At 70.8% G+C, this 12,115-nt stretch carries 12 protein-coding genes and 1 tRNA gene; 6 read left to right on the forward strand and 7 right to left on the reverse strand.

What is annotated here, in order from left to right; all coding sequences use genetic code 11:
* Positions 1 to 165: 165 nt before the first annotated feature.
* Positions 166 to 1,101 (reverse strand): SpoIIE family protein phosphatase, encoded by a 936-nt coding sequence (locus D456_RS24525; RefSeq protein ID WP_017577801.1) that lies wholly within the window; start codon positions 1,099 to 1,101, stop codon positions 166 to 168.
* Positions 1,102 to 1,532: 431 nt separating this feature from the next.
* On the opposite strand from D456_RS24525, the gene D456_RS0119170 reads away from it, so the two are divergent.
* The 3 genes from D456_RS0119170 to D456_RS0119180 all read left to right on the forward strand — a co-directional run bounded on the left by D456_RS0119170 (position 1,533) and on the right by D456_RS0119180 (position 3,150).
* On the forward strand, positions 1,533 to 2,333 hold the full coding sequence (locus tag D456_RS0119170) for a cyclase family protein (protein WP_017577803.1): 801 nt from the start codon (positions 1,533 to 1,535) through the stop codon (positions 2,331 to 2,333).
* A gap of 36 nt (positions 2,334 to 2,369) precedes the next feature.
* On the forward strand, positions 2,370 to 2,612 hold the full coding sequence (locus D456_RS0119175) for a hypothetical protein (RefSeq protein WP_152442618.1): 243 nt from the start codon (positions 2,370 to 2,372) through the stop codon (positions 2,610 to 2,612).
* A 94-nt stretch (positions 2,613 to 2,706) separates the two neighbouring features.
* The gene (locus tag D456_RS0119180) at positions 2,707 to 3,150 is read left to right on the forward strand and encodes a small multi-drug export protein (protein WP_017577805.1); all 444 of its coding nucleotides are present in this window, start codon (positions 2,707 to 2,709) and stop codon (positions 3,148 to 3,150) included.
* A gap of 92 nt (positions 3,151 to 3,242) precedes the next feature.
* Here D456_RS0119180 and D456_RS0119185 read toward each other — a convergent pair.
* The 4 genes from D456_RS0119185 to D456_RS0119200 form a co-directional block, all read right to left on the reverse strand.
* A tRNA-Val gene (locus D456_RS0119185) sits at positions 3,243 to 3,316 on the reverse strand.
* A gap of 200 nt (positions 3,317 to 3,516) precedes the next feature.
* On the reverse strand, positions 3,517 to 3,978 hold the full coding sequence (locus D456_RS0119190; RefSeq protein WP_026116025.1) for a peroxiredoxin: 462 nt from the start codon (positions 3,976 to 3,978) through the stop codon (positions 3,517 to 3,519).
* A gap of 101 nt (positions 3,979 to 4,079) precedes the next feature.
* The gene (locus D456_RS0119195; RefSeq protein ID WP_017577807.1) at positions 4,080 to 4,505 is read right to left on the reverse strand and encodes a DUF3052 domain-containing protein; all 426 of its coding nucleotides are present in this window, start codon (positions 4,503 to 4,505) and stop codon (positions 4,080 to 4,082) included.
* 208 nt (positions 4,506 to 4,713) lie between these two features.
* Positions 4,714 to 5,121, reverse strand: coding sequence for a YjbQ family protein (locus D456_RS0119200; protein WP_017577808.1), 408 nt, complete (start codon positions 5,119 to 5,121; stop codon positions 4,714 to 4,716).
* Between the two features lie 140 nt (positions 5,122 to 5,261).
* Here D456_RS0119200 and D456_RS0119205 point away from each other — a divergent pair, with 140 nt between their 5' ends.
* A complete protein-coding gene (locus tag D456_RS0119205) occupies positions 5,262 to 6,914 on the forward strand; it encodes a DUF7800 domain-containing protein (protein ID WP_026116026.1) in 1,653 nt (550 codons plus the stop codon).
* A 357-nt stretch (positions 6,915 to 7,271) separates the two neighbouring features.
* Here D456_RS0119205 and D456_RS0119210 read toward each other — a convergent pair whose 3' ends face one another.
* Together D456_RS0119210 and D456_RS0119215 are read right to left on the reverse strand one after the other, a co-directional pair.
* Entirely contained in the window at positions 7,272 to 8,333 is a 1,062-nt protein-coding gene (locus tag D456_RS0119210; RefSeq protein WP_017577810.1) for a hypothetical protein, read from the reverse strand.
* Between the two features lie 318 nt (positions 8,334 to 8,651).
* Positions 8,652 to 9,851, reverse strand: a complete 1,200-nt coding sequence (locus D456_RS0119215) for a PucR family transcriptional regulator (protein WP_017577811.1) — start codon at positions 9,849 to 9,851, stop codon at positions 8,652 to 8,654.
* Positions 9,852 to 10,224: 373 nt separating this feature from the next.
* Here D456_RS0119215 and D456_RS0119220 point away from each other — a divergent pair, with 373 nt between their 5' ends.
* Both D456_RS0119220 and D456_RS0119225 read left to right on the forward strand, forming a co-directional pair.
* Complete coding sequence (locus D456_RS0119220) at positions 10,225 to 11,133, forward strand: ACP S-malonyltransferase (RefSeq protein ID WP_017577812.1); 909 nt, start codon at positions 10,225 to 10,227, stop codon at positions 11,131 to 11,133.
* 2 nt (positions 11,134 to 11,135) lie between these two features.
* Entirely contained in the window at positions 11,136 to 12,092 is a 957-nt protein-coding gene (locus D456_RS0119225) for a beta-ketoacyl-ACP synthase III (RefSeq protein ID WP_017577813.1), read from the forward strand.
* Positions 12,093 to 12,115: the final 23 nt, after the last annotated feature.

The following is a 12,115-nucleotide window of genomic DNA, read 5'->3' on the forward strand; positions in this document are numbered from 1 at the left end:
TGGGGGTTTCTCGTGGTGCCGGGGTGACCCACCGGGCTCCGGTCATCCAGGAGCCCCGCCACTTCTCCATCGGGCCCGCCCCACCTACCACCCCTCCACCGGCCGACCACCGACCCACCCGACCCGTCCCCTGCTCAAGGCCGGCCTCCTCCCCCTTCGGCCCCGTCAGCGGTCTCGGGCGTCGATGGGACCGGAAGCGTCGCCACTGATCCGGAGCGCGGGCCACCACTGGATGAGCATGATCGTCGCGTCGTCGGTGAAGTGGCCCTCCTGGTAGTCGCGGATGTCCTGGATGAGGCGGCGCAAGGTCTCGGGCGCACGTTCCCCGCCCGCGGTGGCGCGGATGATGAACTCCACGAAACGCTCGAGGCCGAACATCTCACCGTCGGGACCGCGGGCCTCCACGACCCCGTCGGTGTACAGGAGGATCTGGTCACCGGGTTCGAGCTGGAGCTGGTGCAGGGCGTAGCTGCGGTCCTCCCCCAGCCCCAGGCCGAGCGGGGGTTCGGCGGCCCGGTCCAGGGCCCCGCCGACCAGTTCCTGGCGCCGGATCAGCAGGGGCGCGGGATGCCCGCAGTTGACCCAGGAGAACACACCCCCGACCAGGTCGAGGGTGGAGAAGACCCCGGTGCAGAAACGTTCGGGCAGCCATTCGGAGAGGGCGCTGCCGACGTTGCCGGTGAGCTGGGTGAGGCCGGCGCCGCTACGGCGAGCGTTGCGCGCACCGGCCATGGCCACTGCCGCGGTGAGCCCCGAGGCGAGGTCGTGGCCCATGGCGTCGAGGATGGTCGCGTGCAGGATGTCGCGGGTGATGGCGTGGTCGAAGGCGTCACCGCCCACTTCGTAGGCCGGTTCCAGCACTGCGGTGGACACGCCTCGGCCGGTACCGACCGAGCGCTGCGGCAGGAAGGCACGCAGCATCTCGGTGCGCAGGTCCACGTTGCGTTTGCGGACGCGTCGCAGATAGCCGTCGTTGTGGACGTGCTGGGAGCTGATGATCAGGGAGAGCAGGGACGCCAGGGTCCGGCAACGGTGCAGGGTGGGCTGGTCGAGGGATCCGGCGACCACGTGCAACACACCCATGCGGTCGGCGCCGCCCATGAGCGGCAGCCACAGTTCCAGCCCCTGCTCCCCCCTCGACCAGGCGCATGGACTCGAAGCGGTAGGCCTCTCCGGCCGTCGTGGTGTCCACTTCCAGCTCGGGTCCGCTCAACAGGGGGGCGAGGACCCGCTGTTGCAGGTCGACCAGGTACACGGTGACCCGGGCCAGACCCAGCACATGAGCGTAACGGTCGGCCAGCTCCAGGGCCTCGATCGGTCCGTGTGCGTGCGCGGCCCAGAGCAGGTCCTCGAAGACACGTTCGCTCTCACTCAAGGGAAAACCCTCCGCCATTCGATCACCCTCATGGAGTCTCACACCGCGGGGTGCGAACATGCTGGTGCAGATGTGGCGTGTCCCCGTACCCCGTGGGCCCGTACCGTCCCGCACCGGGAACGAAGGCCCGAGGAACCCGAGCACCAGGAGTGAGCCCATGTGCCTGAACGGAACCGGCGAGACCGTGCGTGCGCGCACCGGAGGCCCGGTCCACGCAGAACCCGCGCGGCCCGAGGCGGGGCTCCCGGCGTGGCCGTCGCGGCCCGGGCGGGTGGTGGATCTGAGCCACGTGCTCTCTCCGACGACGGCCACTTTCGACGAGGAGAAACCGACCCGGGAGACGGTCGCCCCGGCCCTGCCCGAGGGAGAGGTGGGTTTCCATTTCAACCGGTGGACGTTCCTGGAGCACTCGGGGACCCACCTGGACGCTCCCGGGCACGTGGTCGGCGGCGGCCGGCTGGTCCCCGACATCGCACCGGAGGAACTGGTGGTGCCCGCGGTGGTCCTGGACGTGCGCGAGCGGGCAGCGCAGGACCCCGACACGGTGGTCACCGTCGAGGACGTGCTCGAGCACGAGCGCGCGCACGGCCCTGTGCCCGAGGGGTCGGCGGTACTCATGTTCTCGGGGTGGAGCACGAAGTGGGAGCAGGGTGATGCCGCTGTACGGGGCATGGGCACCGAAGGAACCTGGCACTTTCCGGGGCTGGGGGCCGAGGCGTGTGCGTTCCTGGTGGAGAAGCGGGGTGTGTCCGGGTTCGGGGTGGACACGCTGAGCAGTGACCCGGGGACCTCGACGGACTTTCCCGCTCACGAGGTGATCGGGCGGGCCGACCGGTGGGGGCTGGAGTGCCTGACCGGGTTGGAGCGGCTCCCCCCACGGGGGGCGGTGTTGACGGTCGGGGTCATGCCGGGCGAGGACGCCTCGGGGGCGCCCAGTCGGGTCCTGGCCCTGGTGTGAGACCGAGGAGACGGGCAGGGAGGGACCTGCCCGGTGGTGACGGCCTTCCACCCCGTGTTCGAGGACCCCGTGAACGTCCTGACCGTGGTCGGGGCCGTCTTCGGCAGCACACGCACCGCCGTCGAACAACGGCTGAGCGGGTCGGCCGCCGAGGCGCTGCGCAAACGCGGGTCCGAACGTGCCCAGCGCGGCGCCGGCTTCCACCTCGGCGGGCGCGCGGGCCCACTGCGCGAGGAGGAGCAGGGGTGGGCCCGTTCCCGGAGCTCGCAGCTGACCTGAGATCGTTGACGGGGGCCGAACACGCGGGACGAGGACCGAACCGGGTCCACCCCACCCCGCACAGCACCCTCGCCCCTCCCCGCACGGAGCACCCTTGAACGACGTCCTCACCCACCTGCTCGTCCTGGCATGCTCCGTGGTGCCGTGGCTCGAACTCTTCGTGATCCCCCCGGCGGTCGCCATGGGGCTGAACCCGGTCACGGTCGCAGTCGTGGCCTTCATCGGCAACACGGCGGCCGCTGTCGCCGTCATCTCCGGATCGGCCCGACTGCTCGAATGGTGGGAGCGCCGCCGCGGCAGGCCCATCGGCGAGGGTTCGCGCAGCGGAGCGCGCGTGCGCAAGGCCTTCGAGCGTTTCGGGGTCCCCGGTCTGGCCCTGCAGGGGCCGTTCTTGTCTGGGATGTACTTCGCCGTGCTGTTCGCGGTACTGCTCGGCGCCCCGCGCCACAAGGTGGCGTTCTGGACCACGGTGAGCAACGCCCTGTGGGCGATCGCCCTGGCCGCGACCACTGCCGCGGGTGTGGAACTGTTCACCTGACCGGGCGGGGCACCGGCTCTCGAACCAGCGCCCCCGGAACAGAGAACGACCCTGCCCAGGGGCCGAAGGCCCCGGACAGGGTCGTTGCGAAGTGGGCGCGAAGGGACTCGAACCCCTGACCTATTGCTTGTAAGGCAACCGCTCTAGCCAACTGAGCTACGCGCCCCGGCGTCGACTGGAGATCATACCTCTCCTTCGGCGTGCTGCCGAACCGTTCCCCCAGAAAGGGCGGGCCCGGATGTCGGCCCGCCTCGGAACCCACCGGCTTCCCGGGGAGAGTCTCCAGGCCCGCCATGGTATCCCGGAGCGGACCCGGTACGCACACCCGGGGCGGACCGCGGCCGGAGCAGGGCTGCGGACCGGGCCTCAGACGAGAGAGCGGGCCTGTTCCAGGGCACGGCCCATCTCACGGGGCTCGGAGACGGGCGTGTGGTCGCTCCAGCGCACCACACCCCCGGTGTCGAGCAGGAACGTGCCGCGCCGGGCCACACCGCGCCTGTCGTCGAAGACCCCGTAGGCCTCGGCGACGGCCCCGTGCGGCCAGAAGTCCGACAGCAACCGGAACGGGAAACCCTCCCGGTCCGACCACGTGCGCAGGGCGAAGGTGGAGTCGACGGAGACCGCCAACACGTGGACGCCGACCTCGGCGAATCGCGGGTACAGCCCGGCCAGTTCGGTGAGCTCTCCCGAACACACGCCGGAGAAGGCCAGCGGGTAGAAGACCACGAGAACAGGGCCGCCGCGCAGAGCCGACAGGGTGACGGGACGGCCGTGCTGGTCGTCCAGAGTGAAGTCGGGCGCTCGGGCGCCCGCTGCGGTGTTCGTCATGCTCTCGTTCGTGTCGGCGGCGTGCAAGCGTCGCTCAGCGCCGCGCGCCCGCCCTGTGGGGCGCGCGGCACCGGTGGCGGGCCGGTCGTTCGGAAGGCCCGTTACCGCTTGGGCACGACCAGTCGGGTCCCCGACCAGTCCGAGCCGACACTGACAGCGCTGGTCTGGGACAGGCCGGAGGTCCCGGCCGCGTCGGCAACGTCGTTGGGTGAGACGTGCAGGTCACGTCCGGCCTTCGGCGTCATCACCAGGATGGTGGCGCCGTCGGCTACCTGGGTGACCGTCTCCATCAACGCGTCGGTGAGTTCCTCCTCCTCGTCGGACCGCCACCACAGCAGTACCGCGTCGACATCGCCGTCGAAGTCCTCATCGACCAGTTCCTCACCGGTGAGTTCGACGATGGAAGCGCGCAGGCCTTCGTCAACGTCGTCGTCGAAGCTGAATTCCTGCACCACCTGACCCGGCTTGAATCCGAGTCGGTCAGCCAAGCCGCGTTCGCTCTGTGCCTGGCCCGCGGTCGCGCTCACGAAAGTTCTCCTCCACAAATGGATGTTGTCAGTCTGTTCTGCCCGGGCAAGGAGGCCCGGTGCAGTTGTCTCAACGATGTCGGGCGTTGCGCCCGCGGTGTGGGTCCGTAGGTCCTTCACCATCGCTGATGGCCTAGTTCACACGCTATGACATGTCCCGTCAACGCGTGGGCGAACCCTGCCGGCCGGCCCTGTGGGCCCCGGGTATTCACGCCGACGTCAGGAACGACAGGCGCACCCGTCGCTCCGGGTTGTCCACATTCAGGTCCACCACCGCCACGGACTGCCACGTGCCCAGTCCGAGTGATCCCCCGATGACGGGGACCGTGGTCTGGGGCGCGACGTAGGCCGGCATGACATGGGACCGTCCGTGGCCGCGCGAACCGTGCTTGTGGCGCCACCGGTCGTCGGCCGGCAGCAGATCGTCCAGGGAAGCGAGCAGGTCGTCGTCGGAGCCTGCCCCGAGTTCGATGATCGCCACGCCCGCGGTCGCGTGCGGGACGAAGACGTGGAGCAGGCCGTCGCCGGAGCCGGCGACGAAGTCCGCACACTGGGAGGTGATGTCGGTGATGCTCTCCGACCCTCCGGTGTGCAGCTCGAGGATCTGTGTCCGCATAGCGCCACCTTCGCGCAGGCCGGGCCTTCGTGCAACCATCGATCGTCATGACTGTGGAGGGATGCCGGACCAGCGGCTTCCTGCCGCGGCTAACGACCCCTGCTCCAGGTGTGCGAACCTGGGAAAAAGGAGGGGAAACCATGACTGTTTCTTTGCGTCTGGGCCCCCTGTTGCGGCACGTCGGTCCCACCACCGCCACCGTGTGGGTCGAGACCGACGCTCCCTGCCGGGTACGGGTCCGTGTGGGCGAACACACCACCGCTACCGCACGGACGTTCACCGTCCACGGCCACCATTACGCCGTGTGTGAGATCGAGGGGCTCCGCCCGGGAACGGCCTCGCCCTACGAGGTCTTCCTCGACGAGGACCGTGTCTGGCCCGACCCCACCTCGTCCCTGCCCTCGAGTGAACTGCGCACCACCGATCCAGGGGCGCCCACACGACTGCTGTACGGGTCCTGCCACGTACCCACCGGCGACACCCCTGAGGGGGTGGTCGACCGCGGCCCGGACATGCTGCGCGCCACTGCACGGCGTCTGGCGGAGGAGAAGCCCGAGGGGAACCTGCTGCTGCTGTTGATCGGCGACCAGGTCTACGCCGACGAAGTGCGCGAACCGATGCGTGAGTACCTGCGCCGGTCCCGCGGCACCGACCTCTCCTCCCCCGACGAGGAGGTGGTGGCCTACAGCGAGTACGCGGAGCTGTACCGGCAGGCCTGGAGCGATCCCCAGGTGCGGTGGTTGCTGTCGACCGTGCCCACCCTGATGGTCTTCGACGACCACGACGTCCGCGACGACTGGAACACCTCGGCCGCCTGGCGGCGCGCGATGGACCGGCTGCCCTGGTGGCACGAGCGTGTCACCCACGGTCTGGGTGCCTACTGGGTGTACCAGCACCTGGGCAACCTCTCCCCCGAGGCGCGGGAGAAGGATCCGTGGTGGAACCGGGTGCGCGAGCGCGAGGGCGAGGCCGGGGACGTGGTCGACGGGTTCGCGTGGCGGGCGCACGAGGACCCCTCCTCCTACCGTTGGAGCCACCGGGTCGACGTGGGCCGGGTACGGGTCCTCATGACCGACACCCGCTGTGCGCGCGCCCTCGGTGAGGGCGATCCCTCCGACGGGTCGCGGTCGATCCTGGGACCCGAGGGCCACGAGTGGGTCGACGAGCACCTGACCGGGGGCCCGGACCACGTCGTGGTGGTCTCCACGGTCCCGGTGCTGCTGCCCCCGGCGGTGCACCACCTCGAGGCCTGGAACGAGGCCGTGTGCGCGGGGGCCTGGGGCGAGTGGCTGCGGGACCCGGCCGAACGCCTGCGCCAGGGGTTGGACCTGGAGCACTGGGGCGCCTTCCAGTACTCGTTCACCCGCTTGGCGGAGACGGTGCTGGCGGTTGCGCGCGGCGAACGCGGCCCTGCCCCGGCGACCGTGCTGCTGCTCAGCGGCGACGTGCACTTCTCCTACATGGCGCGGGCCCGGCCCCGGGAGGGCCAGGAGGTCTCCTCCCGTGTGGCCCAGCTGGTCTCCTCACCTCTGTGCAACCGGATGCCCGCGAACCTGCGCCGCACGGCACGGCTGTCCACGACCCGGCCCCTCCACCTGGCCGGGCGCATCATGTCCCGGCTGGCGCGGGTCGCGCCGCCGGCTCTGCGCTGGGCTCTGGAGAGGCGTCCCTACTTCGGCAACACCATCGGAGAGGTCCTCCTGCGGGGCCGGGAGGCCGAGGCCCGTTGGTACCATTGCCCCAACGGCGGGCCCGACGCCGCTCCCGGGGTGCGTTTCAGCACGAGCCTTTGACGTCCTCCCCGGGGATCCCTCCAGCCTTTCGGCTGTAGGCGCGGTGCGTCTCGCGGAGTCCGCCGGTTCCTGTCTCACCGGCCGGTGCCCCACCCGGAAGACGGGGTCCTACCCTGCCTCCGCAGGCGTTCAGGGCCTCGGACCGCCCGGCGGCGACGTGCCGACGGGTTCGGTTCTCACCCGCCGGCAACACAGCAGGTACACGGCCGAGAACCCACCGCGCAGATGAGAGCCGATTCACCTCCGGCCTGAAGGCCGGAGCGCTCTCGGACAAGACTGGTAAGGCCCGACGCGACGACGCGGCCCGCCGGAACCGAACCGGCGGGCCGCGTCGCTGCTGCCCTCAGGGGTCGTGCTTCAGGGCTTCTGGGAGCGCGGGCGGCGCGTGGACTGCAACGACCCGCGCCGGTTCCGGCGCACCCTCTGGGAGGGTGCGCCTCCCCGTTCCAACAGGGTGCCCGCGGTGCGCTCGGAGCCGGTGCCCGTGGTCGGGGTCTCGGCGGTCCGGGCCTCCGCATCGAGTGCGGGCAGGAGGGCAGTGGGCTCGATCCCCTCCCTGTCCTCCCTGTTCCCGCTCCCGTCGGGGGCAGCGGCCTCTTCGCCCGTGTCCCCGGTGTCTTCGGCCCCGGGGCCGTCGGTCGCGGAGGCATCGGTCGTGGAGACCTCCGTCCTCGCCCCGTCGGAACCGGCGTCCTGCTGCTGGGAACCGTCGTCCTGAGCGGCCGTGTCCTCGGGCAGGACCGGGATGCGTGCCGTGGTCACCTGGTCCGGGTGGGGCAGGACCACGTGCGGGTCACGGGCCTGATCGCGCTCGGCCTTCTCGGACCGGCGCAGTTCGGACTCACGGTGCGCCACCGCGCGCGCCTTGGTCCGGTCATGCCGCCACTGGCTCCAGACCCGTCGGGCGGGGGTGACGACGGGCCAGCTGACCTTGGCCGGGCGGGAGAGCGCGTGCCACAGGTAAGCGGTCGTCCCCCAGGCTTCCATGGCGCGCCGTGCCCGGGTGACGACGAAGAAGGTCGGCAGCGCCATGAGGATCTGCGGCCAGGCCAGTGCCAGCGCGGCGTAGAGCGGATACATGCCGCCCCCGATGACCGAGGCGGCCGCACCGATGACCACCGGGACCAGCGCCAGGGCGATACGGAGCCCGGTGAACTGGCGGAAACGGTGCAGTGAGCGGCGCGAGGAGACCTGGGGTGTGAGCCCCTCGGGCAGTGGTGTGGGGTGGACGACGAGAGCCAGCAGCAGCGTGCCCACACCCACGCTCGCCGCGAGAAGGATGGTCCAGCCGGACGCCGACTGCGCGCCGCCCACCAGCAGGGCGACCAGCCCCAGGACGGGCAGCGGCGCGGGCAGCCAGAAAAGGACCCGGCGACGCAGTTGGCCCTCCTGCGTCGGCTCCAGCACGTAGTTGGTCACGGGCCGTAGTATCCGGCCCCCTGTCCCCGGTCGTTCGACCACAGTTTCGATCCCCCAAGAACGTCACAGACGGAAGCGGTGCGATAGCCCTCGCCCGAGGTCCGGATCCGGTCACCGCGCCACCGGCGGTACTCCGCTCGTCACAAAGCTATCCCTTTTCGCGTCGTCCCCGGGCGCGTACGGTCAGTTACATACCTACCCGACACCGATGAAAGTGCGATAAGCGGACAGAAGGTTCAGGCAACGATCGAATCACGCCTGTTTCGTGGGACGTTCCTGTGACCTGTGAGGTTCCACTCGAATCATGTGCTGTGGCACTCACCCGTGCTCGGTCTCACCGAGCCGCCCCAGTGCGACCGCGATACGGAGCACGAAGGAGCCCCGGCCGTCGGACGGGGTGTGGCCGGTCAGTTCGGCGATGCGGCTGAGCCGGTACCGGACGGTGTTCGGGTGGACGAACAGCATGCGTGCCGTGGCTTCCAGGGAGGACGCGTGTTCAAGGTACACCGAGAGGGTGTCCAGCAGCGGTGACCCCGCACCGAGCAGGGGGCGGTAGACCTCCTCGACCAGCTGGCGGCGCGCGCTCCCCTCCCCCTGCAGAGCCCGCTCGGGCAACAGGTCCTCGGCCAGGACCGGACGGGGCGCGTCGGGCCAGGCCGTCGCCGAACGCAACCCGCTGACGGCCGCGCGGGCGGAAGCACCCGCGGTTCTCAGGTCCGGCACGACCGGACCGACCACGACGGGCCCAGGTCCGAAGAGGCCGACCAGGGGTTCGGCGGCCGCTGCGGGCAGCGCGCCCTCGGAGTAGCGCTCCCCGACCCCTACCACCAGCACCACACGCTCGCCCTGCATCCCGGCGATGACGTCATGGCCCATACGGCGGGCCGCCCCGCGCAGATCGTCCAGGATCTTGTTGCCGTCCTCCTCCCCGCTGTCGCCGGCGACGGCGATCACCGGGGTCTGCGACCACCGCAGCGCCGACCCCCACGTCTGCAGCCCGTCCTGGTGGTCGCCGTGCAGCAGCGCGTCCACGATCAACGCCTCCAGGCGCGCGTCCCAGGCCCCCCGGGCCTCGGCGGCACGGGCGTAGACCTTCGCCGAGCTGAACGCCACCTCCCGGGTGTAACGCAGCACGTCCTCACGCAACTGCTGGGCGCCCTCAGGGGCGGCCAGAGCATCGACCTGGCCCTCGACCACGTCGATGACCACACGGATCATGTCCACGGTCTGCTGCAGCGACACCGAACGGGTCAGCTCACGCGGGGCAGTGCCGAAGACCTCCACCGTGATGGCCGGGCGCCCGCGCACAGGGTTGCGGAACCAGTCGACGAACGCGGCCACCCCCGACTGGGCGACCAGCCCGATCCAGGAACGGTCCTCGGCGGACATACGCCGGAACCAGGGCAGGCGCTCCTCCATGCTCACCACGGCCGCGGTGCCCAGTCGGCCCATCGATCGTTCCAGGCGGCGCGCGGTCTCGGCCCGGACCGCGTCATGGCCTCCGGGATCGGCCTCCACAGGTTCAGCGTCCTCGTGGTCATGGGGTCGGTCGGATTGATCGTTCACCCCACCAGGGTGGCATCCGCCCCGCGCAGCGGACCGGCCCCGCCCCGGGGCTGCACACGAGTACAACGGCGCACCTGACAGGGGAACGCGCTCCGGAACCGCGTAACGTCAAGGGGTGCGCCCCTCACCGGCGCCGGCCCCCGAAACACAAGGTCGGCCCCGTTTTGTGGAGGGTCCACAAACAGGACGGAGCGAAGTTCGTGTCCGTCCCCATCCGACTGGTGATCTCCTACAGGGCAAGGTGGATGCCGTGCTTGTCATCGTTGCTCCCGGCCAAGGCGCCCAGGTACCCGGTTTCCTCTCTCCATGGCTCGAACTGCCCGGCATGGCCCCGCGGTTCGAGGCCTGGTCGGAGGTGGCCGGGCTGGACCTGGTGCGTTACGGCACCACCGCCGACGCGGACGAGATCCGCGACACGGCCGTCGCTCAACCCCTCCTCGTCAGTGCAGGCCTGGCCACCGCCACCGCACTGCTGGGCTCCGTCTCGGACTCCCGGGTTCCCTTGCCCGTGGACCCCTCCTGCGTGGACGCCGTGGCGGGCCACAGCGTCGGCGAGTTCACCGCTGCCGCGCTGGCCGGGGTCCTGACCCCCGAGGACGCGCTGTCGCTGGTGGGTGAACGCGGCCGAGGCATGGCCGACGCCGCCGCACGCACCGAGACCGGGATGACTGCCGTTCTGGGCGGGCGCCGCGAGGACGTGCTGGCCGCCATCGGGACCGCCGGGCTCACCCCCGCCAACGACAACGGTTCCGGACAGATCGTGGCCGCCGGCACGACCGAACAGCTGGCAGCCTTCGCCGAGAACCCGCCCGAGCGCGCCCGGCTGCGCCCCCTGCCGGTCGCCGGCGCCTTCCACACCGAGCACATGGTCCCGGCCGTGGAGCGCGTGCGCACCGCCGCCGCCTCCTTGCGCACCAACGACCCCTCGGTGCGCCTGTTGTCCAACTTCGACGGAGCCGTCGTCGAGCAGGGCTCGCAGTACCTGGAACGGCTCGTCGCGCAGATCTCCTCGCCGGTACGCTGGCAGGCCTGCACCGAGACCCTCGCCGACCTCGGCGTGACCGCCATGATCGAACTCGCTCCGGCAGGCACCCTGACCGGACTGGCCAAGCGCGCCCTGCGCGGGGTCCAGCTCCACGCGGTCAAGACCCCCGACGACCTGGAGCGCGCCGTCTCCATCATCAAGGAGCACGCGGGTTCGGCCCCCACCGCGGGCACCGTTCAGGAAGGCTGACCATGTTCAACGCCCCCAGCGCGCCGGGCGGAGCGGTGATCCGCTCCTTCGGCGAGTACCAGCCCGCCCGTGTGGTGACCAATCACGACCTGGCCCAGCGCGTGGACACCGATGACGAGTGGATCCGCAGCCGTGTGGGCATCGAGGAACGGCGAGTGGCGGGCCCCGACGACAGTGTGGAGAGCATGGCGGTGGCCGCCGGAGGCAAGGCCCTGGCCGCCGGAGGGCTCGCCCCCGAGGACATCGACCTGGTGATCGTGGCCACCTGCACGTCCCAGGACCAGATCCCCAACTCCGCCGCCACCGTGGCCGCCCGGCTCGGCATCCCCGCCCCCGGCGCCTTCGACGTCAACGCGGCCTGCGCGGGCTTCTGTTACGCGCTGAACCTGGCCTCGGACTCGGTGCGTGCGGGCAGCTCCCGCAACGTCCTGGTCGTGGGCTCGGAGAAACTCAGTGACTGGGTCGACTGGGAGGACCGCGCCACGTGTGTGATCTTCGCCGACGGGGCCGGCGCCGCCGTGGTCTCGGCCGACCAGGACCAAGGGATCGGACCGGTGGTCTGGGGTTCCTCCGGTGAGCGCGCCGACACCATCTACCTGCGGGAGAACCGCTACCTCTACCAGGAGGGCCAGGCGGTGTTCCGGTGGACGACCACCGAGTTGTACAAGGTCGCACTGCAGGCCTTGGAACGCGCCGGGGTCGACCCGACCGAGATCACCGCTTTCGTCCCTCACCAGGCCAACCTGCGCATCGTCGAGTCGATCGCCAGGAAGCTGGGAGCTCCCCAGGCACTCGTGGCCCGGGATATCGTCACCGCGGGCAACACCTCCTCCGCATCCGTTCCGCTCGCGATCTCGCGCTTGATCGGACGCGGGGAGCTGCGGTCGGGGAGCACCGTACTCACCCTGGGCTTCGGAGCAGGGCTGGTCTACGCCGCACAGGTGATCCGCATCCCCTGACCCCGCCGAGCCCGAGCGGCACC

Source organism: Nocardiopsis kunsanensis DSM 44524 (genome assembly GCF_000340965.1).
GTDB lineage: Bacteria > Actinomycetota > Actinomycetes > Streptosporangiales > Streptosporangiaceae > Nocardiopsis > Nocardiopsis kunsanensis.

Bases quoted from the DNA above. Each gene is read 5' to 3' on its own strand.
- D456_RS24525 (WP_017577801.1), bottom strand. From the start codon at position 1,101: ATGGGCGGCGCCGACCGCATGGGTGTGTTGCACGTGGTCGCCGGATCC.
- D456_RS0119170 (WP_017577803.1), top strand. From the start codon at position 1,533: ATGTGCCTGAACGGAACCGGCGAGACCGTGCGTGCGCGCACCGGAGGC.
- D456_RS0119190 (WP_026116025.1), bottom strand. From the start codon at position 3,978: ATGACGAACACCGCAGCGGGCGCCCGAGCGCCCGACTTCACTCTGGAC.
- D456_RS0119200 (WP_017577808.1), bottom strand. From the start codon at position 5,121: ATGCGGACACAGATCCTCGAGCTGCACACCGGAGGGTCGGAGAGCATC.
- D456_RS0119205 (WP_026116026.1), top strand. From the start codon at position 5,262: ATGACTGTTTCTTTGCGTCTGGGCCCCCTGTTGCGGCACGTCGGTCCC.
- D456_RS0119220 (WP_017577812.1), top strand. From the start codon at position 10,225: ATGGCCCCGCGGTTCGAGGCCTGGTCGGAGGTGGCCGGGCTGGACCTG.
- D456_RS0119225 (WP_017577813.1), top strand. From the start codon at position 11,136: ATGTTCAACGCCCCCAGCGCGCCGGGCGGAGCGGTGATCCGCTCCTTC.